Annotated in this window: 17 protein-coding genes, 2 tRNA genes, 3 rRNA genes and 1 pseudogene; 10 read left to right on the forward strand and 13 right to left on the reverse strand. The window is 58.6% G+C overall.

Annotation, left to right across the window (positions count from 1 at the left end):
* Positions 1–176: 176 nt before the first annotated feature.
* The 3 genes from AB4N98_RS03470 to AB4N98_RS03480 are packed head-to-tail and all read left to right on the forward strand — an operon-like array spanning position 177 to position 3701.
* On the forward strand, positions 177–977 hold the full coding sequence (locus AB4N98_RS03470) for a glucose 1-dehydrogenase (RefSeq protein ID WP_065876522.1): 801 nt from the start codon (positions 177–179) through the stop codon (positions 975–977).
* Positions 970–2796, forward strand: a complete 1827-nt coding sequence (locus AB4N98_RS03475; protein WP_017526722.1) for a glycoside hydrolase family 15 protein — start codon at positions 970–972, stop codon at positions 2794–2796. The genes AB4N98_RS03470 and AB4N98_RS03475 overlap by 8 nt, the downstream gene beginning before the upstream one ends.
* A 17-nt stretch (positions 2797–2813) precedes the next feature.
* Positions 2814–3701, forward strand: coding sequence for an alpha/beta fold hydrolase (locus tag AB4N98_RS03480; RefSeq protein ID WP_050553982.1), 888 nt, complete (start codon positions 2814–2816; stop codon positions 3699–3701).
* Here AB4N98_RS03480 and AB4N98_RS03485 read toward each other — a convergent pair.
* A complete protein-coding gene (locus AB4N98_RS03485; protein ID WP_137220468.1) occupies positions 3671–4639 on the reverse strand; it encodes a GlxA family transcriptional regulator in 969 nt (322 codons plus the stop codon). The two genes, AB4N98_RS03480 and AB4N98_RS03485, sit on opposite strands and share 31 nt — an antisense overlap.
* Before the next feature lie 90 nt (positions 4640–4729).
* Here AB4N98_RS03485 and AB4N98_RS03490 point away from each other — a divergent pair, with 90 nt between their 5' ends.
* Complete coding sequence (locus tag AB4N98_RS03490) at positions 4730–5410, forward strand: DJ-1/PfpI family protein (protein WP_065876521.1); 681 nt, start codon at positions 4730–4732, stop codon at positions 5408–5410.
* Positions 5411–5463: 53 nt separating this feature from the next.
* On the opposite strand, the gene AB4N98_RS03495 is transcribed toward AB4N98_RS03490, so the two are convergent.
* Positions 5464–6093, reverse strand: a complete 630-nt coding sequence (locus tag AB4N98_RS03495; RefSeq protein WP_017526718.1) for a LysE family translocator — start codon at positions 6091–6093, stop codon at positions 5464–5466.
* 174 nt (positions 6094–6267) lie between these two features.
* Between AB4N98_RS03495 and AB4N98_RS03500 the strand changes: the two genes are divergently transcribed.
* The 3 genes from AB4N98_RS03500 to AB4N98_RS03510 all read left to right on the forward strand — a co-directional run bounded on the left by AB4N98_RS03500 (position 6268) and on the right by AB4N98_RS03510 (position 10312).
* Positions 6268–6783 carry a sigma-70 family RNA polymerase sigma factor gene (locus AB4N98_RS03500; protein ID WP_017526717.1) on the forward strand — a complete coding sequence of 172 codons (516 nt, stop codon included), beginning with the start codon at positions 6268–6270 and terminating at the stop codon, positions 6781–6783.
* Positions 6770–7720 carry a FecR domain-containing protein gene (locus tag AB4N98_RS03505; protein WP_116079852.1) on the forward strand — a complete coding sequence of 317 codons (951 nt, stop codon included), beginning with the start codon at positions 6770–6772 and terminating at the stop codon, positions 7718–7720. The genes AB4N98_RS03500 and AB4N98_RS03505 overlap by 14 nt, the downstream gene beginning before the upstream one ends.
* A gap of 105 nt (positions 7721–7825) precedes the next feature.
* Entirely contained in the window at positions 7826–10312 is a 2487-nt protein-coding gene (locus AB4N98_RS03510; protein WP_065876519.1) for a TonB-dependent siderophore receptor, read from the forward strand.
* Between the two features lie 56 nt (positions 10313–10368).
* On the opposite strand, the gene AB4N98_RS03515 is transcribed toward AB4N98_RS03510, so the two are convergent.
* The 4 genes and pseudogenes from AB4N98_RS03515 to AB4N98_RS03530 all read right to left on the reverse strand — a co-directional run bounded on the left by AB4N98_RS03515 (position 10369) and on the right by AB4N98_RS03530 (position 14524).
* Positions 10369–10950, reverse strand: coding sequence for a DUF4174 domain-containing protein (locus AB4N98_RS03515; protein WP_017526714.1), 582 nt, complete (start codon positions 10948–10950; stop codon positions 10369–10371).
* A 163-nt stretch (positions 10951–11113) separates the two neighbouring features.
* Positions 11114–11371, reverse strand: a pseudogene (locus AB4N98_RS03520) (glutathione S-transferase); the annotation flags it as partial.
* A 119-nt stretch (positions 11372–11490) separates the two neighbouring features.
* Entirely contained in the window at positions 11491–13848 is a 2358-nt protein-coding gene (locus AB4N98_RS03525) for a DNA polymerase II (protein ID WP_068931620.1), read from the reverse strand.
* 184 nt (positions 13849–14032) lie between these two features.
* The gene (locus tag AB4N98_RS03530) at positions 14033–14524 is read right to left on the reverse strand and encodes an SRPBCC family protein (protein WP_017530701.1); all 492 of its coding nucleotides are present in this window, start codon (positions 14522–14524) and stop codon (positions 14033–14035) included.
* A gap of 97 nt (positions 14525–14621) precedes the next feature.
* On the opposite strand from AB4N98_RS03530, the gene AB4N98_RS03535 reads away from it, so the two are divergent.
* On the forward strand, positions 14622–15023 hold the full coding sequence (locus tag AB4N98_RS03535; protein WP_032883631.1) for a GFA family protein: 402 nt from the start codon (positions 14622–14624) through the stop codon (positions 15021–15023).
* Between the two features lies 1 nt (position 15024).
* Here the strand turns inward: AB4N98_RS03535 and mrdA are convergent, their stop codons facing one another.
* From mrdA to AB4N98_RS03565, 6 genes are all read right to left on the reverse strand, one after another.
* Positions 15025–16917 (reverse strand): penicillin-binding protein 2, encoded by a 1893-nt coding sequence (mrdA, locus tag AB4N98_RS03540; RefSeq protein ID WP_065876517.1) that lies wholly within the window; start codon positions 16915–16917, stop codon positions 15025–15027.
* A gap of 230 nt (positions 16918–17147) precedes the next feature.
* Positions 17148–17263: ribosomal RNA gene (gene rrf, locus AB4N98_RS03545) — 5S ribosomal RNA — on the reverse strand.
* A gap of 157 nt (positions 17264–17420) precedes the next feature.
* A 23S ribosomal RNA gene (locus AB4N98_RS03550) occupies positions 17421–20312 on the reverse strand.
* Between the two features lie 234 nt (positions 20313–20546).
* Positions 20547–20622, reverse strand: a tRNA-Ala gene (locus AB4N98_RS03555).
* A gap of 30 nt (positions 20623–20652) precedes the next feature.
* Positions 20653–20729 (reverse strand) — tRNA-Ile (locus AB4N98_RS03560).
* Positions 20730–20811: 82 nt separating this feature from the next.
* A 16S ribosomal RNA gene (locus tag AB4N98_RS03565) occupies positions 20812–22348 on the reverse strand.
* The 16S, 23S and 5S rRNA genes sit together here with 2 tRNA genes alongside, the layout of an rRNA operon.
* A 639-nt stretch (positions 22349–22987) precedes the next feature.
* Between AB4N98_RS03565 and rhtA the strand changes: the two genes are divergently transcribed.
* Positions 22988–23875, forward strand: coding sequence for a threonine/homoserine exporter RhtA (gene rhtA / locus AB4N98_RS03570; RefSeq protein ID WP_017530373.1), 888 nt, complete (start codon positions 22988–22990; stop codon positions 23873–23875).
* A gap of 164 nt (positions 23876–24039) precedes the next feature.
* A complete protein-coding gene (locus AB4N98_RS03575; RefSeq protein WP_017530372.1) occupies positions 24040–24321 on the forward strand; it encodes a hypothetical protein in 282 nt (93 codons plus the stop codon).
* A gap of 118 nt (positions 24322–24439) precedes the next feature.
* Here the strand turns inward: AB4N98_RS03575 and AB4N98_RS03580 are convergent, their stop codons facing one another.
* Entirely contained in the window at positions 24440–26248 is a 1809-nt protein-coding gene (locus tag AB4N98_RS03580) for an aminopeptidase P family protein (RefSeq protein ID WP_116079469.1), read from the reverse strand.
* Positions 26249–26276 lie beyond the last annotated feature (28 nt).

A 26276-nucleotide genomic window follows, 5' to 3' on the forward strand; every position in this document is an offset into this window, starting at 1 on the left:
GGGTAAAAATCCTGTCAAACGCTTTTGAGCGGTTTTTTAGTATCTTATGGTTATTTTTTATAGTTCTTTTATTCCATTTACCACCATGGTTGTAGTCGTCAAAATCACAGCGCTGAACTTCCATTGCGCAGCGCCAGTCAGCTGATTGAACTCACGAATTAAAAGGCTGGGTGGCAATGCATATCTCGCTGGAGCAACAAGTGGCCTTGGTGACGGGCGCCAGTTCAGGCATCGGCGCCGGCGCGGCCAAGGCCCTGGCTCAGGCCGGCGCGGCCGTGGTGCTCAATTACAACCGCCAGGCAGCGCCGGCTGAAGCCCTCGCGGCGCAGATCAACGCCAATGGCGGCCGGGCGATTGCAATCGGCGCCGACGTGTCCCAGGAAGCCGATGTAGAGCGGCTGTTTGCCAAGACGCTTGAGGCCTTTGGCCACCTGGACATCCTGGTGGCCAACTCCGGCATGCAAAAGGACGCCGCCGTGGTCGACATGACCCTTGACGACTGGAACAGCGTGATCGGCGTCAACCTCACCGGTCAGTTCCTCTGCGCCCGGGCCGCCGTGCGCATTTTCAAGCGCCAGGGCATCCGCGAAGGCGTGTCACGGGCCGCCGGCAAGATCATCCACATGAGCTCGGTGCATCAACTGATCCCATGGGCCGGGCATGTGAATTACGCCGCGTCCAAAGGCGGTGTGGACATGCTGATGCGCACCCTCGCTCAGGAAGTCAGCGCACAGCGCATCCGCATCAACGGTATCGCGCCCGGGGCCATTCGCACGGCGATCAACCGGGTAGCCACCGAGGGTGCCGCGCAGCAAGAACTGCTGAAGCTGATTCCCTATGGCCGCGTCGGCGATGTGCAAGACGTGGCCAATGCGGTGGTGTGGCTGGCCAGCGATGCGTCCGATTATGTGGTCGGCAGCACCCTGTTCATCGATGGCGGCATGAGCCTTTATCCGGAGTTTCGTGACAATGGTTGAGTTGAAGAACGAACCCCAAAGTGCCATCGACGCTCACGGCATCATCGGCGACATGCGCAGCGCCGCGCTGGTCAACGATACAGGCAGCATCGACTTTTTCTGCTGGCCGGAATTCGACAGCCCGTCGATCTTTTGCGCGCTGCTCGACACCCCGGACGCGGGCATTTTCCAGCTGACTCCGGACCTGCCCAACGCCCGCCGCGAGCAAATCTACCTACCCGACACCAACGTGCTGCAAACCCGCTGGCTGAGCGATGAGGCCGTGGTGGAAATCACCGACCTGTTGGCCATCAGCGAAGACGTCGACGACCTGCCCCTGCTGATTCGGCGGGTGCGCGTGGTCAGCGGCACGGCCCATTTTCACCTGCGCTGCGCCGTGTGCCATGACTATGCACGCGCGGCCACCCACGCCAGCCTCGATCACGCCGCGGTGTGCTTCAACGCCGAGGGCCAGCCCGGCTTGCGCTTGTCCAGCAGCCAGCCGCTGCGGATCGAGGATAACGCCGCCGTGGCCCGCTTTACCCTGGGCCAGGAAGAAGACGCCGCGTTTGTTCTCGGCGGCCAGGACGATGGCCGGGTCGACAGCCGCTGCACCGACCTGGCGCTGGCCCACACATTGAAGTTCTGGCGCGCCTGGATCGCCCAATCGAACTACCGCGGGCGCTGGCGTGAAATGGTCAACCGTTCGGCCCTGGCGCTCAAGCTGCTGACCTCGCGCAAGCACGGCGCGATCATCGCTGCGGCGACGTTCAGCCTGCCCGAATCACCCGGCGGCGAACGCAACTGGGACTACCGCTATACCTGGATCCGCGACGCCTCGTTTACCGTCTACGCCTTTATGCGCCTGGGCTTTGTCGACGAGGCCAATGCGTATATGCGCTGGCTCAGGGGCCGGGTCAGCGACTGCCGCGGCCAACCGCTCAAGATCAACATCCTCTACGGTATCGACGGCCGTCGGGAGCTGCCCGAAATACACCTGGAGCACCTCAGCGGTCACGGGGGCGCCAGGCCGGTGCGCATCGGCAACGAGGCGGTCGACCAGATCCAGCTGGATATTTATGGCGAGTTGATGGACGCGGTGTACTTGGTCAACAAGTACGGCGAGGCCATTTCCCATGAGGGCTGGAAGCACGTGGTGGAAGTCGTCGACCAGGTCTGCGAAATCTGGAACCAGCAGGACGTGGGCATCTGGGAAATGCGGGGCGAGCAGCATCACTTCCTGCACTCGCGGCTGATGTGCTGGGTGGCACTTGACCGCGCGATCCGCCTGGCGTCCAAGCGCTCACTGCCGGCGCCGTTCGCGCGGTGGGACCAGACCCGTCAAGCGATCTACGCTGACATCTGGAGCAACTTCTGGAACGAAGAACGCGGGCATTTTGTGCAGCATATCGGCGGCACCGCACTCGACGGTTCGATGTTGCTGATGCCGCTGGTGCGCTTCGTCGCGGCCACCGACCCGCGCTGGTTGAGCACGCTGGAGGCGATTCAGAAAAGCCTGGTGCGCGACGGCATGGTGTACCGATACCGTAACGACGACAGCCAGATCGACGGCCTGCAAGGCACCGAAGGTGCATTCGCCGCGTGCTCGTTCTGGTACGTCGAATGCCTGGCCCGCGCCGGGCAGGTGGAGAAAGCTCATCTGGAGTTCGAGCAGCTGTTGCGCTATGCCAACCCATTGGGGTTGTATGCCGAAGAGTTCGACAGCCAGGCGCGGCATTTGGGCAATACGCCGCAAGCGTTGAGTCATCTGGCGTTGATCAGTGCGGCAACGTTTCTGGATCGCAAATTGAGTGGGGAGAAAACCGTGTGGCAACCCTGAAAAACGTACGAACCCGCATGCTCGACATCGCCTACGAGACCCACGGGCCTGACGACGGTGAACCGGTGATCCTGCTGCATGGTTTTCCCTACGACCCTCGCAGCTACGACGCGATCGCGCCCGTGCTTGGCGAGCGCGGCTACCGGGTGCTGGTGCCCTACCTGCGCGGGTATGGACCCACGCGGTTTATCGATGACCGGGTGATGCGCTCCGGACAACAGGCGGCGCTGGCCAAGGATCTGCTGGACTTCATGGATGAGTTGGCCATCACGCAAGCGACGTTGGCCGGCTACGACTGGGGCGGGCGCGCCGCGTGTATCGTTGCCGCGCTATGGCCGGAACGCGTGCGCGGCTTGGTGACGGGGGATGGCTACAACATTCAGGACATTGCCAAGTCGCTCAAGCCGCGGCCGCCGGAGACGGAACATCGGTTGTGGTACCAATACTACTTCCACACCCCGCGTGGCGTGGACGGTTTGACCGCCAACCGGCGCGCGCTGTGCAAGCTGTTGTGGTCGTTGTGGTCGCCCTCCTGGGCCGAGGGACCGCTGCTGTATGACCAGACCGCGCCTTCGTTCGACAACCCGGATTTTGTCGAGGTGGTGATTCACTCTTACCGCCACCGTTTCATGTACGCACCCGGCGACCCGGCGCTGGCGTTCATCGAAGAGAAACTCGCAGAACAACCGCCGATTTCGGTGCCGAGCATTGCCTTGTTCGGCGCAGATGACGGCGTGGGCCCGCCGTCGCAACAGGACGAGGATGTAGGGCTTTTCAGCGGCTTTTACCGGCGCCGGGTGCTGCCCGGCGTGGGCCACAATATCCCGCAGGAAGCGCCGCAAGCCACCCTCGACGCGCTGCTGGAGCTGCTTGCCTACGACACCGGCGAAAAGCGTTCGCGATAAGCCTGGGGCGTCACCGACAAGGCCCGCAGGAAACTGCGGCGCAGTGTTTCTTCGCAGCCAAAACCGCATTGCACGGCGATGCGCTTGATTGACGCGTTGCTGTCGGCCAGTTGTCGACGAGCCGTTTCGACGCGGATCAGCTCGACGGCACGCGCCGGGGTCTGACCGGTCTCGGCGCGGTAATGGCGCACAAAACTGCGCTCACTCATGCCGACCTGGGCGGCCAGGGTTGCGATGTTCAGGTCCAGGGTGAGGTTTTCGGCCATCCATGCATGGAGTTCGGCAAAGCGGCTGTCGCTTTTTTGCAGGGACAGCGTGACGCTGAACTGCGACTGCCCGCCAGGGCGCTTGAGAAACACTACCAGGTGCCGCGCCACCTCCAGCGCGACCGCGCCGCCGAGGTCTTCTTCCACCAGGGCCAGGCACAGGTCGATGCCGGCGGTCACACCGGCGGAGGTCCACACGGCGCCCTGCCGGATAAAGATCGGGTTGGGCTCGACCGTCAGCGCGGGAAACTTGCGCGCCAACTCTTCGCAGCGCGTCCAGTGGGTGGCCACGCGGCAACCGTCGAGCACGCCGCTGGCGGCCAGCAGAAACGCGCCCGTACACACCGACGTCATGCGCCGGGTGTGCCGGGCTTTTTCGCGTACCCAGTCGACCAGCGCGAGGTCTTCGGCGGCGCCGTATACCCCCCAGCCGCCAGCGATCACCAGCGTGTCGCAAGGCGCCTCGGCGGCGGGCAGCGGCTCGGCGACCAACGCCAGCCCGGCGGAAGTCATCACCGGTTCGGTTTGCGCGGCAATCACCGAGACGGCGTACGGCAACGGCAAGTTGCGCTGCCGGGCCAAGTCGTTGGCGCAGGCGAAGACCTGCAACGGCCCGGTCACATCAAGCACTTGGGCGTTATCAAAAGCGAGGACATGGACGATTCTGGGCATGATTGGCGTGATTTGTGGGCCCAATGGCGTATTCGCCAAAGCCTAGGCCTCTAGAGTGAAGCCGTCCACCCCTTTATCGGAGCAGCATTGATGACCTTGCAGATCGGCTTTGTAGTGTTTCCCGGCATCCAGCAACTGGACCTGACCGGCCCCTATGACGTACTGGGCTCGCTGCCGGATGTGAAACTTCACTTGGTGTGGAAAGACCTCGCGCCGGTCGTTTCCAGCACCGGGTTGGCGTTCACCCCGACCACGACGTATGCCGAATGCCCGGGTCTGGATGTGCTCTGCGTGCCAGGCGGCGCAGGCGTCGGCGCGTTGATGGAAGACCCGCACACGCTAGACTTCCTCAAGGCACAGGCGCAGACCGCGCGCTACGTGACGTCGGTGTGCACCGGTTCGCTGGTCCTCGGCGCGGCGGGTTTGCTGCGCGGTCGCAAGGCCACCACCCACTGGGCCTACCACGACATGCTCGCCCCGCTCGGCGCCATCCCGGTGCAGGAGCGCGTGGTGCGCGACGGTAACCTGTTTACCGGTGGCGGCATCACCGCAGGTATCGATTTTGCGCTGGTCCTGGCGGCAGAGTTGTACAGCGAAGCGGCGGCGCAATTGGTGCAGTTGCAGATCGAATATGCGCCGGCGCCGCCGTTCGATGCCGGCAGCCCGCACACGGCACCGGCGCATGTGCTGGAAGAAGCGAAGAAACGCACGGTGGAATCGCGCAGGGTGCGCGGTGAGATCACGGCGCGGGCGGCTGCGCGGTTAGGGTGAGCCCACTCCCTGGCGATCTCAAGACTGATGGCGAGCACGCCTGCTCGCCTATATCAATTGGGACGGGACATCACGGCCAAGCGCACGGCCAGTAGCATCAGCACGGTCGCCAGGCCCCATTGCTGAAGCCGTGCGCTCTTTGAACGCCGCGCAAAAAGCCGGCTGAGCGCCCCGCCAAAAACCCCCAACAGTGCATGAAACACAACGGCGATCAAGGTCAACACGCCGCCAAGCAGCATCAGTTGCGTGGCGATGGGGCCTGCCTCGGGCCTGACAAACTGTGGCAGGAACACCACAAAAAACAGTAACGCCTTGGGGTTGAGCAAACTGTTGAACATGGCCTGCCAGCATACCCGGCCCAGCGGTATGAGGCTGACGCGAGCCGTGTCCAGGCCCGGGCTTTTCTGCAACGTCTTGAACACCAGCCACAGCAGGTAGATCACCCCGGCATACCGGATGACATCAAACGAGGGTGGCCAACTGGCGACCAGCGCCGTTACCCCGGTGGCAGTCAATGCCGTCAGCAGCAGGTCCGCCACACCGATACCCAAGGCCGACGCCACCCCGCCTCGCCAGCCGTGGGTCACACCATGGCTGATCACAAAGGCCATATTCGGCCCCGGCGATAACAACAGCAGAAACACCGCACCGGAAAAAACCGCCAGGGTCGCAAGGTCGATCATGCTCAAACACTCGTCCGGGAAAACCCGCAGATTACTGCGCGGGCAGGCATCAAACAAAAAATTGTGCTGGATACATTGCCCACCGCAAATGCCTGCGCCAGCGATTGCCCATTGCCATCCACCGCGCATAGAATGCGAAACATTATCAATTAAAACTGCTGCGCCAGGATGCCCATGTCGAGCGATCACCCACTGGACCATGCCGCCATCGGTCAGCTGTACCATGCCCATCATTCCTGGCTGCGCGGCTGGCTGAACCGCCGCACCGGTTGCCGGGAACATGCCGCCGACCTGGCTCAGGAAACCTTCGTGCGCCTGCTCAAGGCGCGCAAGCAGCAGACCTTGCAGCAGCCACGTGCGTACCTGAGCAGCATCGCGCGCAGCTTGATGATCGACCACTACCGGCGCCGTGAACTGGAGCGCGCCTACCTTGAAAGCCTCGCGCATTTCCCTGAAGTCGACGTGCCGTCGGAAGAAACCCGGTGGCTGATTCTCGACAGCCTGGAACGTATCGACCGCCTGCTCGACCAGCTCAAGCCACGTGCGCGCGAGGCGTTCCTGCTGGCGCAACTGGACGGTTTGACCTGCGCACAGATCGCCGCGCGGCTGGGCGTGTCCAAGGCCACCGTGGAGCGCGACCTGTCCAAGGCGTTGCACGCCTGCTATCGGTTGCGCTATGCCGAACTGTGACCCGCGCCTGCTCGACCAGGCTATCGAGTGGATGATCAGGCTGCGCTTCAACGTCGCCGACGACGCCAGCACCGCTGCGTTCGAGCGTTGGCTGCACACCAGCGCCGAACACCAGCAGGTGTGGCAACGTGTGGCGACGATGAATGATGATTTCAAGCAACTGCCGGCGCAGGTCGGGCGCCACGCCCTGCGTGGTGCGCGCCAACGCATCAGCCGCCGTGAAGGCTTGAAACTGCTGGGGCTGGTGGCCGGTGCGGCGGGGTTGACCTGGCTCGGTCGCGACTACACACCGTTGCCGGCCTTGATGGCCGATTACCGCACCGCTACCGGCGAACGACGCTGGGTGGCATTGGACGATGGCAGCAGTGTCCAGCTCAACAGCGCGAGCGCCATTGATACAGCGTTCAATCAAGAGCGGCGCCTGGTGCAGTTGCGTCAGGGGGAAATACGCGTGGACACCGCCGCCGACAGCCGGCCGTTCTGGGTCAGCACCCGCGATGGCCACCTGCGCGCCCTCGACACGCGTTTGCTGGTGCGCGAAGACGACCAGGGCACGCTGCTCGCCGTGCAACAGGGCAGCGTGACGCTGTTTGCCGACAGCCATGGCGCCAGCGCGCGGCAGGTGATCAACCCTGGCGAACAAGTGGTGTTCGACCGCCACGGCATCCGCCCTCCCATCGCCAACGGCCTTGACCCCTGGGCCTGGAGCGATGGCGTGATCAGCGCCCAGAATATGCGCCTGGATGACTTTCTTGCTGAGCTGGGCCGTTATCGAAATGGCTTGCTGCGCTGCAGTGAAGCAGTGGCCGGCCTGCGCGTATCGGGTACATACCAATTGGACGACACCGATCAAGTGCTGATCCTGGTGGCGCAATCGCTCAAGGTCGATGTCACCTTCCGCAGCCGATATTGGGTGACCGTTTCGGCCCGCGTATAAAACGCTAAAAATAAATGAGGTGAATTCGCATCTCCACTCGACCTGTAAGGAAAGGCCGATCAACAGGCCGGTTCTGTTCACTTCCTTCAGGAGCATCCCGCGGTCATGCAAGCGTTCCCCTCCCAACGTTCCTCCCTCAAGCGCGCGGTGCAGGCCGCCTTGCTCGGCGCCTGCCTGGGCGGCGGCGCCGCGCCGTTGGCCGTGATGGCCGACACCGCGAGCAGTGATACCCAGGCCCGCGACTGGAGCATCGCCGCCGGCTCGCTCGCCGGTGCGCTGGACCAGTTCGCGCGCCAGGCGGGCATCAGCCTGTCGTACGACGCCACCAGCATCGCCGGCAAGACCAGCCCAGGCCTGCGCGGCAGCTTCGACCGCGAGCAGGCACTCGGCCAATTGTTACGCGGCCAAGGGCTGCAAGCCCAGCGCCAGAGCAACAGCACCTGGTTGCTGTTGCCGCAGGTGGCGGACAGCGGCGCCCTCAACCTGGGCGCCACAATGGTCACTGGCGAGCGTCTCGGCGCCACCACCGATGGCACCGGTTCCTACACCACGGGCGCAGTGACCATCGGCAAAGGCCAGCATAGCCTGCGGGAAACACCGCAATCGGTCAGTGTGTTGACCCGCCAATTGATGGACGACCAGCACCTCACCACCATCGACGACATCATGGAACGCACGCCGGGGATCACCACTTATGAATCGCCTATGGGCGGCAAATATTTCTATTCCCGTGGTTTCAAGATGCTCGGCCAGTACCAGTACGACGGCGTACCGCTGGACATGGGCAAGGACTTCGTACAGGCCGATAGCTTCAGCGCCAACATGGCGATCTACGACCGCGTGGAAGTGCTCAAAGGCGCGGCCGGGATGCTCAAGGGCGCGGGTACCGCCAGCGGCGCGGTGAACTTCGTGCGCAAGCGGCCCCAGGCCAAGCCCACTACCAGCCTGTCGCTGTCCGCCGGCACCTGGGACAACTACCGCACCGAGGTCGACACCGGCGGCCCGTTGAATGACAGCGGCACCGTGCGTGGCCGTGCGGCCGTCAGCCAGCAGACTCGCGGCTCTTACATGGATATTGCCAAGCGCCAGGACCGGGCATTCTACGGCGCGCTGGATATCGACCTGAGCCCCGACACCACGCTGGGCGTCGGCGCCAGCTACGAAGACGTCGATGCCACCCCCTGCTGGGGCGGCCTGCCGCGCTACGCCGACGGCAAAAGCGCCAAGCTCAGTCGCTCCACGTGCCTGGGCCAAGCCTGGAACGATTGGCAGAGTCAGCGCACCACGTTTTTTGCCGACCTGACCCACGCGGTCAACGACGACTGGAAACTCAAGGTATCGGCAGTCCACAGCCGCAACCTGCAAGACACCAAATATGCCGCCAGCGAAGGCACCATCAACTATGGCAACCCGGCGCCCACGGCCGGCTCCTATGCCGCGCTGATGGACTACGATCACAAAGACTTCGGCCTTGACGCCTACCTTGACGGCAAGTTCGAAGCCTTCGGCCTGGAGCACGAACTGATCCTTGGCGCCAACGGCAGCCGGGGTACGCAGGACGACATGTATGCGATCCAGAGCCTGCCTTCGCGCCAGAGCATCTACCAACCTGACCATCACTTCACGGAACCGGCCGACAGTACCTTCTGGCCAAACATGTATCGCGGCGGTACGGTGAAGGAAACCGCCACCCAATACGGCACCTACGCCACCTTGCGCCTGCGCCTGGCCGAACCGTTGATGCTGATCGTGGGTAGCCGCGTAAGCTGGTACGAGAATCGGCGCACGTCCAACAACCTGGCCTGGGGAGAATGGGCGGTACAGGATGCGCGTACTCGGGAAACCGGCGAAGTCACGCCGTTCGCAGCGCTGATCTACGACCTTGACGAACACCTGTCGGTGTACGCCAGCTATGCCGATATCTTCCAACCGCAAAGCTCCTACGCTACCGTCGACGGCGCCGCGCTCAAGCCGAAAATCGGCGATAACTATGAGCTGGGCATCAAGGGCGAATGGTACGACGGGCGCCTCAACGGCTCCCTGGCGCTATTCCGTGCCGTGGAAAAAAACGGCGCCGAATCGGACTACATCGCCCAATGCGCGACATCCGTCGATGGCTTTTGCTACACCGATAAAGGCAAAGTGCGCGCCCAAGGCGTGGAGGCCGAAATCAGCGGTGAGGTACTTGAGCGCCTGCAACTGTTCGGCGGCTACACCTACACGCAGACCAAGGCGCTGAATACCATCGACGTGGCGAAAGAAGGCGGTGTTTCCAACACGTATGTGCCGCGCCACATGCTACGCCTGTGGGGCGATTACCAGCTCGACGGCGCGCTGTCGAAATGGAGCGTGGGCACCGGCGTAAATGCCCAGAGCAGCAACTACCGCGTGCAGACCATCAAGCTCGAACAGGCCGGTTACGCAACGTGGAACGCGCGCCTGGCCTACCGCATGGACGACACCTGGACCGTGGCGCTCAACGGCAACAACCTGTTCGATAAAACCTATTACAACACCGTCGGCACCGCCTCCTGGGGCAACTTTTATGGAGAACCACGTAACTTTACGGTGAGTTTGAAAGGCAACTTCTGATCCAGCGAAAACCTGTGGCAGGGCGCGCAATGCGCCCTGCTCGCCTGTCAGCGCTATCAGTCATCCAGTGGTTGCGGCGCAGCTTTGCCGCCCGGCTTGGCCGGCTTGACGGGTTTTGCACCCTTGGCCGGAGCGGGCTCGACCGGCGCGGGTTCAGCAGCGGCAGCGGCTTCTTTCTCCGCCATAGGCATCTGATCAATCGCGCTGAAGAACTCCTTGAGCTCGAGGGTATCCGGTGGCACGGTCTTCTCGAGTTTTTTCTCGCCGTCCTTGCCGATCAGGATCACCTTGGTACCACTGCCGACACCGAGTTTGAGGGCGCGAATCAGCGCATTGGTTTCCGGCGGTGTCAGCTTTTTGCTGTCCTTGGGGTCCTTGGCGAACTTCTCACCTTCGGCACCGATGCTGCCGAACTTCACGGTGTAGAACACCATGCTGCGCTCTTCAAAGGACTGTTTGGTCGCAGGTTCTTCCAGCTGTTTTTTCAGCGTCGTCAACGTGGGGTTACCCGCATCGAGTTCCACTACCACCAGCGGGCGGGCCTTGCCCATGTCCTGCTTCAGCGGATTATCATCAGCAGCCAACAGCGGCCCCGTAAAAGCCATCAAGGTAGCCAGGGTCAGCGACCGGATGAGCATGCGCACCTCCTTTGAATTCCATGCAGGGTTCTTGAGTTTCATGTCTGCGACAGCCAAATTCAAGGATGATTCCTACACAACTTTAAGAAAGCGTAGGTCAGGGCGCCCACTACGCAAGGGGCGCGGGGCACGGCGGTGATTGTTTCCTCTGATTGCGGAAACATTACAAGACCTCCCACTGCGGCCAATGCCGTGCAAATACGGGCGCCACGATAGGGTCGGCATCCACCTGCGACAGGGTTTTGGCAAAGGCTGGCGCCACGGCGCTCAACGCCTCCCGCGCCTCATCCCAGCGCGACACCGCTGCCGCCATGATGCCCAAGGCATTCGGCTGACCGCTGGCGGCAAACAATTGCCCGGCGAACTGATCGGCAAATACCACCCTGGCTTGGTGCAGGTAACGGCGCGTGCCCGAGGCCAACCGCGCCTTCATGCAAGAGCCAGACTTGTCCGTGCCATCGAGCGTGTACATGGGCGTTCCTCCGGATAATCATCACCAATGACAACAATGCTGCGCCTTGGCATCACGACGCAAGCGTTCTAGAACAAGCCCATTTGCCCCCCGACCAGCGTGCCAAAGTCGTCATTCACGAACGGCAGGATCGCATCGGCCACCGGCTGCAATTGACGGGTGACGTAGTGGTCGTAGTCGATGGGTGCTTGGCGCACTTCCAGGGGTTCGGGGCCGTTGACGCTGATCACATAGCTGATCCAGCCACCACGTTGGTACTGGCGCGGGCGCCCCAGTCGATCGTTATATTCATCGGCCAGGCGTGCAGCGCGCACATGAGGCGGCACGTTGCGTTCGTAGTCGTTTAATTGGCGGCGCAGGCGCTTGCGGTAGATCAGCAGCTCGTCGAATTCACCGCTCAGGGTTCGACGCACATAGTCGCGGATGTAGTCCTGGTGGGGCTGGCGGTGGAAGATGCGCTGGTAGAGTTCCTGCTGGAATCGCCGGGCCAGGGGCGACCAGTCACTGCGCACGGCTTCCAGGCCTTTGTAGATCATTTCTTCGCTGCCATCGGCACGGGTGACCAGCCCGGCGTAGCGTTTTTTGCTGCCCTCCTCCGCGCCACGAATGGTGGGCATGAGAAAGCGTGTGAAGTGGGTTTCGTATTGAAGTTCCAGGGCACTTTGCAGGCCGAACGCCGTTTGCAGGTGCTCACGCCACCAGTCGTTGACGTGCTTGACCAACGCCTGGCCGATGCGGCTGGCGTCTTCCTGGGAATGGGCGCTGCCGAGCCAGACGAAAGTGGAGTCGGTATCACCGTAGATCACTTCATGGCCCTGGGCTTCAACCAATTGGCGAGTCTGGCGCATGATCTGGTGGCCGCGCATCGTGATCGACGATGCCAGACGTGTATCGAAAAACCGGCAACCGCTGGAACCGAGTACGCCGTAGAAGGCGTTCATGATGATTTTCAGGGCTTGGGACAGCGGCGCGTTGTGTTCGCGCTTGGCCACTTCACGGCCTTCGGACACCCCCGCGACGATGGACGGCAGGCAGTGTCGCGTGCGGGAAAAGCGTGCACCACGAAAGCCTTCCACCGAGTCGCTGTCATCGGGGTGCTTGAGGCCTTCGATCAGGCCAACCGGGTCGATCAGGAAGCTGCGGATGATCGACGGGTAAAGGCTTTTGTAATCGAGCACCAGCACAGATTCGTAGAGGCCGGGGCGTGAGTCCATGACAAACCCGCCTGGGCTGGCCTCGGGAGGTTTGTCGCCCAGGTTGGGGGCGACGAAGCCCTGGCGGTGCATCAGCGGCATGTACAAGTGGGTGAACGCAGCAACCGAGCCACCGTTGCGGTCGGCCGGCAGGCCGGTGACGCTGGCCCGCTCCAACAGGAACTTGAGCAGGTCGGTCTTTTCGAAAATGCGCGTGACCAGCTCGCAGTCCTTGAGGTTGTAACGCGCCAGGGCGGGCTTGTCCTCGGCGAACATGCGGTTGATTTCATCCATGCGCTGATACGGTGTGGAGATGTCCTTGCCTTCACCGAGTAGAGTCTGCGCGACGTTTTCCAGGCTGAAGGATTCGAAGCTCCAAGTGGCCGAACGCAGCGCCTCGATACCGTCAATGATCAAACGCCCCGCCGCTGCCGCGAAATAATGGTTGCGGCTGCCATGCTCGCGCCAGGCCATCGGCTCGTCACCACGCCCGAGCATGAGCGGCACCTTGAGACGTTGGGCATGTTCATGCAGCACCCGCAGGTCAAATTGCACCACGTTCCAGCCGATGATCGCATCGGGGTCAAAGGTGGCGAGCCATTGGTTGAGGCGTTCGAGCAATTGGGCGCGGGTATCGCAGTAGTCGAGCTTGAAATCTACCGCGGTGGTTTGGTTGGGTGGGCCGAGCATGTAGACCTGGCGCTCACCGCAGCCTTCGAGCGCAATGGAATACAGGTCGCCCTGGGCAGTGGTTTCAATGTCCAGGGAGACCAGTTTGAGCGGAGGGCGGTATTCGGGGGCGGGTTTCATCTGCGCATCGCATAGGGTGCCCGCCGCATCAGGCGTACCACCAAACCAAACCGGAGCGGTGATGAAGCGCTCCATCATGTAGCGCTCCGGCGGGCGCACGTCAGCTTCGTAAACGTCGACACCGGCGGCACGCAGGCGCTTTTCCACATCCATCAACTGACGGTGCTGGCGGGTGTACAGGCCCAGAACCGGACGGTGATGGAAATCGCACAACTGCAGCGGGCGCAACTCGATATCGCGCTCGCCCTTGAGCAGCCAATCGAGCGGTTTGCGATGAGCCTCGGGGATAAACATCACCGAGGTCTGCACAGGTAGGCGGATGTACCGTGGCCCCTGGTCGGTGGCCAGCCAGAAACTGACCTCCGTGCCCGCCGGGGTGTCGCGCCAATGCCGGGTCAGGACAAACCCCTGCTGTAAATCCACCGTGCCGCACCTCAAGAATCGCTTTCAGGCAGTGATTCTACGCGGCATCTGCCCAAACGCGGCGGGTAAACCGCAAACTGCAAAATTTGTTGCATGTCGTTGTACGTCCAAAGCGGTCAGCTCTGGTGCGTACCGCCTTCAAAAAAGAAGCGTGCTTGAGCGTTGGGGATAACACGGATGGGCATCAGTGATGATGCCCACTTTGTGGGTCGCGCCTTGGGGCTTCGTTCAGATAGTTTTCGATATTGCCCATTTGTTCATCCCAGCCACGTGAGTTCATCTTGAATGCCTTTTTCCGACGAGCTTCAGGCACCCTGTCGAAACCCGACTCCATCACCCGTAGCAGAATGCCCGGCGCGCGGTCCTCAATTGTGAACTCAACCAAGGTCGGGGTTTCGATGTCGTAGTCGACGCCCTCCTCCACCGCGAAGGGATGCCACCGGAAAGAGAACAGTGTTTGCGGCAGGATGCGTTCGATTTTGACCTTCCAGATTACGTGCTCGTAACCGGGGTAAGTAATCGGCGCCTCAATGGTATCTCCCGCGACAAAGGTTTTGCCCTTGAGAGCAATGCCGAACCAGGTGCCGAATTGCTCGGCGTTGGTCAGTGCTTCCCATACTTGTTTACGTGAAGCCTTGAGCAGGACTTTTCGCTCTATGCGATCTAATACGTGCATAAGTCACCTCCTTCATTGACAGTAGGCGACATCAAATAATGCGCAACCTGAGGTTGTAAGCAATGATGATGCCCCGTCCTTGAACCGGCAATACGTTATGACTGACCCATTGAATGGAAGTTGCTTCTGCAAAGGCGTGCACTACCAGATAAGCCGCCTGGATATGCTCATCAGCCACTGCCACTGTTCCACTTGCCGCAAAGTACATGCGGCGCCATTTGTCGCAACCGCCGGGGTGATGCGTGAACATTTTCGCTGGACGCAGGGGGAGGAGTTGTTGTCGTCATTTGAATCTTCCCCTGGAAAATTCAGGCATTTCTGCTCGCGTTGCGGCTCACATCTGATGGCGGAACGTGGGCATCAGCCCCATGTGATTGTGCGGGTGGCGACGCTGGATGATGATCCAGGCGTCAAGCCTACCTCGCACATCTGGACGGCACACGATGTGCCATGGCTTGCCCATGAAGGCATCGAGCACTGGGGCGAGGGGCAGGTATGACTTAAACGTGCGGATCCCCTGGGGCTTTTGCCGGCGTCGCGTATTGCGGCTTCAGGTGGCCTTCCTGGTCAAGTAACCAGGCGTCCATGATCTGCCGTACCACGGGCCCGGCGACACGACCACCGGCTTCGCCGTTTTCGATCATCACCGAGATCACGATCTTCGGATGCTCAGCGGGTGCGAAACCCACGAACAGGGCATTATCGCGATGGCGTTCCAGCGTCTTCTCACGGTTGTAGCGCTCGCCCTGCTTGATCGCCACCACCTGCGCGGTACCGCTCTTGCCGGCGATGCGGTATTGCGCACCTTGCGCTGCCGCCCGTGCAATTCCACGGGGGTCATGCATGACCAATTGCATACCGTGGTTGACCTGCTCCCAGTCATGCGGGTCCTTCAGGACAACGTTCGGCATGGGGTTTTCGTCCACCGGTGGCTCGCCGTTGATGGTCTTCGCCAGATGCGGTCGGTTCCACACGCCTTTATTGGCGATCAGTGCGGTGGCCTGGGCCAGTTGCAACGGCGTAACCTGCATGTAGCCCTGGCCGATGCCAAGGATCACCGTTTCGCCCGGGAACCAGGGCTGACGACGCGTGGCACGTTTCCAGGCCTGGGATGGCATCAAACCAGCCGATTCCTCGAACATATCCAGGGACACTTTCTGGCCAAGACCGAATTCGGCCAAGTAGTCGTGCAAGCGATCAATGCCCAGTTTGTGGGCTAGGTCATAAAAGTAGGTATCGTTGGAACGCATGATGGCGGCGTCCATATCCACCCAACCGTCGCCGCTGTGATTCCAATTGCGGTATTTATGGTCAAAGTCGGGCAGTTGATAGTATCCGGGGTCGAACACGCGTGTCTGAGCGGTGACTACACCGCTGTCGAGCCCGGCAATGGCCACCTCTGGCTTGATGGTCGAGCCCGGTGCGTACAGGCCTCTAAGGACACGATTGAACAGCGGTCGGTCAATGGAGTCATGCAATGCAGCATATTCCTTGAAGCTGATGCCAGTGACGAAGAGGTTGGGGTCGAAACTCGGCTTGCTGACCATGGCCAGCACTTCGCCGGTCTGTGGGTCGAGGGCGACCACCGAGCCACGGCGATCACCAAGGGCTTGCTCGGCCGCTTCCTGAAGTTTTACGTCAAGACTCAAGACAATGTTTTTACCAGGGGTCGGGTCTGTGTGTTTGAGCACCCGCAGTACCCGACCTTGGGCATTGGTTTCGACCTCTTCATAACCCACATGGCCGTGCAACTCGGACTCGTAGAAACGCTCGATGCCGGTCTTGCCGATGGATTGCGTGCCACGATACTCCACTGAATCGAGAGCCTTGGATTCTTTCTCATTGATCCGTCCTACATAGCCGATCGAGTGAGCAAAGTGAGCGCCCAGTGGGTAGTGACGGACGAATTGCGGTTCGACATCCACGCCTGGTAGACGGAATTCGTTCACCGCCAGCAATGCGATTTGCTCCTCGGTCAACTCATAAAATAACGTCACTGGGACGAAGGGATGGCGTGCCTGCTTCAAGGCCTTGTCAAATATGGCGCGGTCTTCGACGGGCAGGTGCAGCAAGTTGACGATGGCGTCGAGCTCACCTTTGAGATCGGTGGTGCGCTCCCGGGTGATGGTCAGATTGTAACTAGGGCGGTTGTCGGCCAGTACTACGCCGTTGCGGTCGTAGATCAGCCCACGCGTCGGCGTGATGGGCAACACGTGTACACGGTTGTTTTCGGAAATCGTGGAGTGATAATCGAACTGCACCACTTGCAGAAAATACATGCGCCCTACCAACGCGCAAGTGATGCTGACCACCAACAGCGCGCAGGCAAGAAGGCGCTTATTGACCAGGCGGTTCTCTTTTTCGTGATCTTTGATCGGTATCGGCTCAGGCATTTCTACAGCATCTCTTTGAAGAAGGTCGACGCCGCATCCTGCGGATAAAAATCAGTCCTTGTGAAAATGTGCTGCACCATACCAAAAATGCAGAAACACTTTGCATCGTTTTCCCCCAATGGCATGTTGAAAAATCTTTTTTGTCAGGATGGTTGCACGAGCTTCTTGCACTTTCCGAGCGCCCAAAACAAAACCCCATCTGCTTTCGCAAATGGGGTTTCGGAATTTAATCTTGACGATGACCTACTCTCACATGGGGAAACCCCACACTACCATCGGCGATGCATCGTTTCACTGCTGAGTTCGGGATGGGATCAGGTGGTTCCAATGCTCTATGGTCGTCAAGAAATTCGGGTACTGACTCGTGACCAAATGGCCTCGCTTCAGCAAATTGGGTATGTGGCAGCAGTCGGTGTTTTGTGAGTTACAAACTTTCGGTTCGTTTCGTCTTCACACACCGCAATCTGATGCTCTTTCGAGTAGTCAAATTGCTTGGGTGTTATATGGTCAAGCCTCACGGGCAATTAGTATTGGTTAGCTCAACGCCTCACAGCGCTTACACACCCAACCTATCAACGTCGTAGTCTTCGACGGCCCTTCAGGGAACTCAAGGTTCCAGTGAGATCTCATCTTGAGGCTAGTTTCCCGCTTAGATGCTTTCAGCGGTTATCTATTCCGAACATAGCTACCCGGCAATGCCACTGGCGTGACAACCGGAACACCAGAGGTTCGTCCACTCCGGTCCTCTCGTACTAGGAGCAGCCCCTCTCAAATCTCAAACGTCCACGGCAGATAGGGACCGAACTGTCTCACGACGTTCTAAACCCAGCTCGCGTACCACTTTAAATGGCGAACAGCCATACCCTTGGGACCGGCTTCAGCCCCAGGATGTGATGAGCCGACATCGAGGTGCCAAACACCGCCGTCGATATGAACTCTTGGGCGGTATCAGCCTGTTATCCCCGGAGTACCTTTTATCCGTTGAGCGATGGCCCTTCCATACAGAACCACCGGATCACTAAGACCTACTTTCGTACCTGCTCGACGTGTCTGTCTCGCAGTCAAGCGCGCTTTTGCCTTTATACTCTACGACCGATTTCCGACCGGTCTGAGCGCACCTTCGTACTCCTCCGTTACTCTTTAGGAGGAGACCGCCCCAGTCAAACTACCCACCATACACTGTCCTCGATCCGGATAACGGACCTGAGTTAGAACCTCAAAGTTGCCAGGGTGGTATTTCAAGGTTGGCTCCACGCAGACTGGCGTCCACGCTTCAAAGCCTCCCACCTATCCTACACAAGCAAATTCAAAGTCCAGTGCAAAGCTATAGTAAAGGTTCACGGGGTCTTTCCGTCTAGCCGCGGATACACTGCATCTTCACAGCGATTTCAATTTCACTGAGTCTCGGGTGGAGACAGCGCCGCCATCGTTACGCCATTCGTGCAGGTCGGAACTTACCCGACAAGGAATTTCGCTACCTTAGGACCGTTATAGTTACGGCCGCCGTTTACCGGGGCTTCGATCAAGAGCTTCGCGTTAGCTAACCCCATCAATTAACCTTCCGGCACCGGGCAGGCGTCACACCCTATACGTCCACTTTCGTGTTTGCAGAGTGCTGTGTTTTTAATAAACAGTCGCAGCGGCCTGGTATCTTCGACCGGCATGAGCTTACGGAGCAAGTCCTTCACCCTCACCGGCGCACCTTCTCCCGAAGTTACGGTGCCATTTTGCCTAGTTCCTTCACCCGAGTTCTCTCAAGCGCCTTGGTATTCTCTACCCAACCACCTGTGTCGGTTTGGGGTACGGTTCCTGGTTACCTGAAGCTTAGAAGCTTTTCTTGGAAGCATGGCATCAACCACTTCGCTAACTGAAAGTTAGCTCGTCATCAGCTCTCGGCCTTAGAATCCCGGATTTACCTAAGATTCCAGCCTACCACCTTAAACTTGGACAACCAACGCCAAGCTGGCCTAGCCTTCTCCGTCCCTCCATCGCAATAACCAGAAGTACAGGAATATTAACCTGTTTTCCATCGACTACGCTTTTCAGCCTCGCCTTAGGGACCGACTAACCCTGCGTCGATTAACGTTGCGCAGGAAACCTTGGTCTTTCGGCGTGGGTGTTTTTCACACCCATTGTCGTTACTCATGTCAGCATTCGCACTTCTGATACCTCCAGCAAGCTTCTCAACTCACCTTCACAGGCTTACAGAACGCTCCTCTACCGCATCACTTACGTGATACCCGTAGCTTCGGTGTATGGTTTGAGCCCCGTTACATCTTCCGCGCAGGCCGACTCGACTAGTGAGCTATTACGCTTTCTTTAAAGGGTGGCTGCTTCTAAGCCAACCTCCTAGCTGTCTAAGCCTTCCCACATCGTTTCCCACTTAACCATAACTTTGGGACCTTAGCTGACGGTCTGGGTTGTTTCCCTTTTCACGACGGACGTTAGCACCCGCCGTGTGTCTCCCATGCTCGGCACTTGTAGGTATTCGGAGTTTGCATCGGTTTGGTAAGTCGGGATGACCCCCTAGCCGAAACAGTGCTCTACCCCCTACAGTGATACATGAGGCGCTACCTAAATAGCTTTCGAGGAGAACCAGCTATCTCCGAGCTTGATTAGCCTTTCACTCCGATCCACAGGTCATCCGCTAACTTTTCAACGGTAGTCGGTTCGGTCCTCCAGTTAGTGTTACCCAACCTTCAACCTGCCCATGGATAGATCGCCCGGTTTCGGGTCTATTCCCAGCGACTAGACGCCCTATTAAGACTCGCTTTCGCTACGCCTCCCCTATTCGGTTAAGCTCGCCACTGAAAATAAGTCGCTGACCCATTATACAAAAGGTACGCAGTCACCCAACAAAGTGGGCTCCCACTGCTTGTACGCATACGGTTTCAGGATCTATTTCACTCCCCTCTCCGGGGTTCTTTTCGCCTTTCCCTCACGGTACTAGTTCACTATCGGTCAGTCAGTAGTATTTAGCCTTGGAGGATGGTCCCCCCATATTCAGACAAAGTTTCTCGTGCTCCGTCCTACTCGATTTCATGACTAAGAGATTTTCGCGTACAGGGCTATCACCCACTATGGCCGCACTTTCCAGAGCGTTCCGCTAATCTCAAAGCCACTTAAGGGCTAGTCCCCGTTCGCTCGCCACTACTAAGGGAATCTCGGTTGATTTCTTTTCCTCAGGGTACTTAGATGTTTCAGTTCCCCTGGTTCGCCTCTTGCACCTATGTATTCAGTACAAGATAACCATCTTATGATGGCTGGGTTCCCCCATTCAGACATCTCCGGATCAAAGTCTGTTTGCCGACTCCCCGAAGCTTTTCGCAGGCTACCACGTCTTTCATCGCCTCTGACTGCCAAGGCATCCACCGTATGCGCTTCTTCACTTGACCATATAACCCCAAGCAATCTGGTTATACTGTGAAGACGACATTCGCCGAAAATCTGTAATCACTCACAAATTTTACCTTAGCCTGATCCGTTACCAGTGAAAGTAACGTTCAGTCTATCTTTCTATCACATACCCAAATTTTTAAAGAACGATCTAATCAAAGACTAGAAATCAACATTCACCATCGCCAGGATGGAATGCTCATTTCTAAGCTTTCATACGTCAGAAGCAGTAGTGGTGGAGCCAAACGGGATCGAACCGTTGACCTCCTGCGTGCAAGGCAGGCGCTCTCCCAGCTGAGCTATGGCCCCATATTTCTACAGGCGTTTCCCACACAAAATTGGTGGGTCTGGGCAGATTCGAACTGCCGACCTCACCCTTATCAGGGGTGCGCTCTAACCAACTGAGCTACAGACCCAATTTCGGGCTGCTTCTTATCGTCTTCTTCAATGAATCAAGCAATTCGTGTGGGAACTTATGGAGCAGCTGATGTCGTCGATTAAGGAGGTGATCCAGCCGCAGGTTCCCCTACGGCTACCTTGTTACGACTTCACCCCAGTCATGAATCACACCGTGGTAACCGTCCTCCCGAAGGTTAGACTAGCTACTTCTGGTGCAACCCACTCCCATGGTGTGACGGGCGGTGTGTACAAGGCCCGGGAACGTATTCACCGCGACATTCTGATTCGCGATTACTAGCGATTCCGACTTCACGCAGTCGAGTTGCAGACTGCGATCCGGACTACGATCGGTTTTATGGGATTAGCTCCACCTCGCGGCTTGGCAACCCTCTGTACCGACCATTGTAGCACGTGTGTAGCCCAGGCCGTAAGGGCCATGATGACTTGACGTCATCCCCACCTTCCTCCGGTTTGTCACCGGCAGTCTCCTTAGAGTGCCCACCATGACGTGCTGGTAACTAAGGACAAGGGTTGCGCTCGTTACGGGACTTAACCCAACATCTCACGACACGAGCTGACGACAGCCATGCAGCACCTGTCTCAATGTTCCCGAAGGCACCAATCTATCTCTAGAAAGTTCATTGGATGTCAAGGCCTGGTAAGGTTCTTCGCGTTGCTTCGAATTAAACCACATGCTCCACCGCTTGTGCGGGCCCCCGTCAATTCATTTGAGTTTTAACCTTGCGGCCGTACTCCCCAGGCGGTCAACTTAATGCGTTAGCTGCGCCACTAAGAGCTCAAGGCTCCCAACGGCTAGTTGACATCGTTTACGGCGTGGACTACCAGGGTATCTAATCCTGTTTGCTCCCCACGCTTTCGCACCTCAGTGTCAGTATCAGTCCAGGTGGTCGCCTTCGCCACTGGTGTTCCTTCCTATATCTACGCATTTCACCGCTACACAGGAAATTCCACCACCCTCTACCATACTCTAGTCAGTCAGTTTTGAATGCAGTTCCCAGGTTGAGCCCGGGGATTTCACATCCAACTTAACAAACCACCTACGCGCGCTTTACGCCCAGTAATTCCGATTAACGCTTGCACCCTCTGTATTACCGCGGCTGCTGGCACAGAGTTAGCCGGTGCTTATTCTGTCGGTAACGTCAAAACAATCACGTATTAGGTAACTGCCCTTCCTCCCAACTTAAAGTGCTTTACAATCCGAAGACCTTCTTCACACACGCGGCATGGCTGGATCAGGCTTTCGCCCATTGTCCAATATTCCCCACTGCTGCCTCCCGTAGGAGTCTGGACCGTGTCTCAGTTCCAGTGTGACTGATCATCCTCTCAGACCAGTTACGGATCGTCGCCTTGGTGAGCCATTACCTCACCAACTAGCTAATCCGACCTAGGCTCATCTGATAGCGCAAGGCCCGAAGGTCCCCTGCTTTCTCCCGTAGGACGTATGCGGTATTAGCGTCCGTTTCCGAACGTTATCCCCCACTACCAGGCAGATTCCTAGGCATTACTCACCCGTCCGCCGCTCTCAAGAGAAGCAAGCTTCTCTCTACCGCTCGACTTGCATGTGTTAGGCCTGCCGCCAGCGTTCAATCTGAGCCATGATCAAACTCTTCAGTTCAAACATCTTTGGGTTTTTAAGAAACCCTAAACTTGGCTCAGCAATCGTTGGTTACATCTTTGATTTCTCGCGGAGTAACTTATGATGCTGATAATCTTGTTGACTATCAGTCTGACTCCACAAGCACCCACACGAATTGCTTGATTCAGTTGTTAAAGAGCGGTTGGTTAAGAGCTTTCGTCTCAACCGAGGCGCGCATTCTACAGCAGCCTCATTTGCTGTCAAGCGGTTATTTTCAGAAGCTTTCGAAGATTTCTTCAACAACTTCAACCACTTGCGCTTCCGATCTCTCGTCAGCGGGAGGCGAATTCTACAGCGTTACACGCTGCTGTCAACACCTCTTTTTCAACTTCCTTTTGGCTTCGATGAACTGAAGCAACTTGCTGCCGAAAACTGCGTAACTCATTGTTTACCAAGGAGTTTTCCGTTTCGACTGCGCCGGAAGTGGGGCGAATTATAGGCTTCCAGAATCTGCGGTCAAGCGTTAATTTTGTTTTTCTATCAGACAGCCTTAAATCCTAAGAACGTTCTATCTATATAAAAAACCCAACCCTAATATTGAGCAATATATTGCTCAATTTAAAACAGTTAAGCATCATAACGCCCTCTGCTACTCACTCATGATCCGGATCTCCCCCAATGACCACCTCCCCCCGCAGCCTGGCTTCGGCATTGTTCCCAGTCGGACTGCTGCTGATCGCCATGGCCTCCATTCAGTCCGGCGCCTCGCTGGCCAAGAGCATGTTCCCTATTGTCGGCGCACAAGGCACTACAACCCTGCGTTTGATTTTTGCCAGTGTGATCATGCTGCTCATCTTGCGCCCATGGCGCGCCAGCCTGACAGCCAAGTCCCTGCGCACCGTGATCATTTACGGGATGGCATTGGGCGGCATGAACTTCCTCTTCTATATGTCCTTGCGCAGCGTCCCACTAGGTATCGCAGTCGCCCTTGAATTCACTGGGCCACTCGCGGTAGCCATCTACGCGTCGCGACGAGCAATAGACTTCTTGTGGATTGGCCTCGCGATCATCGGCCTGCTCCTGTTGATTCCCCTAGGGGAAGCCAGCAGCGGCATCGACTTGCTCGGAGCGGCCTATGCCTTAAGCGCAGGCGTTTGCTGGGCCCTCTACATTCTGTTCGGACAGAAGGCCGGTAACGACAACGGCGTCCAGACCGCCGCCCTCGGCGTAATGATCGCCGCACTGTTTGTGGCACCTATCGGTATTGTGCACGCCGGCAGTGCGTTGCTGACGCCCGCGTTGATCCCGGTCGCCATCGGCGTCGCCATACTGTCCACCGCCCTGCCCTACACCTTGGAGATGGTGGCACTGACGCGCTTGCCCGCGCGTACTTTCGGCACCCTTATGAGCATTGAGCCGGCATTCGGCGCACTCTCTGGCCTGCTCTTCCTGCAGGAACACCTGTCCCTGGCGCAATGGCTGGCTATAACGTGCATCATCATGGCCTCGGTAGGTGCGACGCTGACGATGCGCAATGAGACAAAGCCGCTGGTACCGGTGGACTGAATCATCTTTGAAGGTCGCTCTAGTATTTGCCGCCCATTTAGGCCATGTTTAGCCTGCAAACGAATGTCATTCATGGAGATTTTCGACAAGGACAGCGCGAACGCTACACTCGAGAGCGAGTAAAGCCTGCTTCAAGCAATGCGAAGCGGCTATTAAGGATAGGAATGAAGCGAATTTTGATGCTGTTAATCGTCGTGGCCATTGCAGGTTGCGCCGCGACGACCAAGACAGAAGTAAAGCGGGGCAAAAAAGGACTGCATATCAACTGTTCCGGCCTGTCTTCCTCCTGGGACCAGTGCTACACGAGTGCAACCAACTCTTGCGGCGCCAAGGGCTACCGAGTTATCGCTAAGTCCGGTGACAATTCAGAGGAGCCAGGGGACTACCCCTTCGGCCTCAACCCAGCGGGCTATACCAGCCGCAGCATGATCGTCATTTGCAGATAATCGACCGAGCAGTCCACTCGCGACTGCTCCGTCGCCCCACCGCGCAAACCCGTCTACTTAATCGCATAGCGCCGTTTCCAGCGCTGGGCGTTTGCTGTCGTGCCTGAACTGCAACCGATCAAATAGCCGCCGTACGCGTCTGCAACCATTGCAACCCAGCACCATTAAGCAATGGACTCAGCCGTTCACGCACTTCGGCATGGTAGGCATTGAACCACTCACGCTCATCCTGTGTGAGCAACGAAGTTTCCAGGCAACGGGTGTCGATCGGGCACAACGTCAAGGTTTCAAACTTAAGGAACTCACCAAATTCGGTCTTGCCCGCTTCGCGGTTCAATACCAGGTTCTCGATACGTACCCCCCAACGACCAGGACGGTAAGTACCGGGCTCGATCGACGTAATCATCCCCGGCTGCATCGCGGTTTGCGGGGCAGCGACGGCCTGATAGGCAATCACCTGCGGACCCTCGTGCACATTAAGGAAATAACCTACGCCGTGCCCAGTACCGTGGCCGTAATCCACGCCTTCGGCCCAGATTGGCGCGCGAGCAATGGAGTCCAGCAGCGGCGACAGAATCCCTTTGGGAAAATGGGCCCGGGACAGTGCTATGACGCCCTTCAACACACGTGTGCAGTCACGCTTCTGTTCTTCACTCGGCGTACCGACGGGCACCATCCGCGTGATATCCGTCGTACCGCCCAGATACTGGCCACCCGAGTCAATCAGCAGCAACCCGTCGCCTTCGATCACGGCGTGTTCTTCTTCGGTTGCATGGTAATGCGGCATTGCCCCATTGGCGTTGAACGCTGCAATGGTGTTGAAACTCAGTGATACATAACCAGGGCGGCGAGTACGCGCAGCCGTGAGATGTTCGTCAATGGTCAGTTCAGTGATGCGCTCACGCCCCAGCGCGCTGTCCAGCCAGGCGAAGAATTCGCACAAGGCCGCGCCGTCCTGTTCCATGGCCTGTCGGATATGTTCCGCATCCGCCAAACTCTTGCGGGATTTGGCCAGCGTGGTCGGGTTAAGCCCTTCGATCAGCTTGACGCCGCCCACCAGGTTTTCCAGCAAGCCCGCGGTGACACGGGCCGGGTCAACCTGCAAGCTTGCACCCGATGGGACCTCGCGCAAGGCAGCCGCCACTTTGCTGTAGTCACATAGCGTTACGCCGTCCTGTTCAAGCACAGCGCGCAACTCGGCATTGACCTTGTCTAGTGCCACAAACAACGTCGCCTGCTGCTGATTGATCAGCGCGAACGACACAAACACCGGGTTAAACGAAACATCGCCGCCACGCAGGTTGAACAGCCAGGCGATGTCATCCAGGGTGGCGATGAAATGCCAGTCGGCCCCCTTCTCTTGCAAACTGGCGCGCAGTGCGGCGAGTTTTTCACCACGGCTGACGGTTGCCTGCGGCGGCAGATGCTCATAGATCGGTTGGTTCGGCAGCGCCGGGCGGCCTTGCCAGACTTCATCGAGCAAATCGATATCGGTGCGCAGTCGCGCGCCGCGCTCCGCCAGCTTACCGCTCAAGGTGCGCGCCGAAGCCACCGCCATTACGGCGCCGTCCACCGCCACCACGCCGCCTTCCGGGGTGTGCTCGGCCAGCCACTCCAGTGGCCCAGGCTGGCCCGGTTGCAGCTTCACCAACTCGATGCCACTGCCCTTGAGTTCCTTGGTTGCCTGCTCCCAGTAACGGCTATCGGCCCACACACCGGCGAAATCCGCAGTGACAATCAACGTCCCCACCGAGCCATGGAAACCCGACAACCATTGGCGCCCTTGCCAGTAACCCGGTAAATACTCGGACAGGTGGGGATCAGCCGATGGCACCAGCAAGGCATGAATGCCCTCGCGACTCATCAGTTCACGGATGCGCGCCAAGCGCTGGGGAACCGTTCCATGGGTCAAAGGCTGCGTACTCATTGTGTCTCCTGTAAACACTCATAATTAT

Source organism: Pseudomonas sp. S3_E10, from assembly GCF_054667615.1.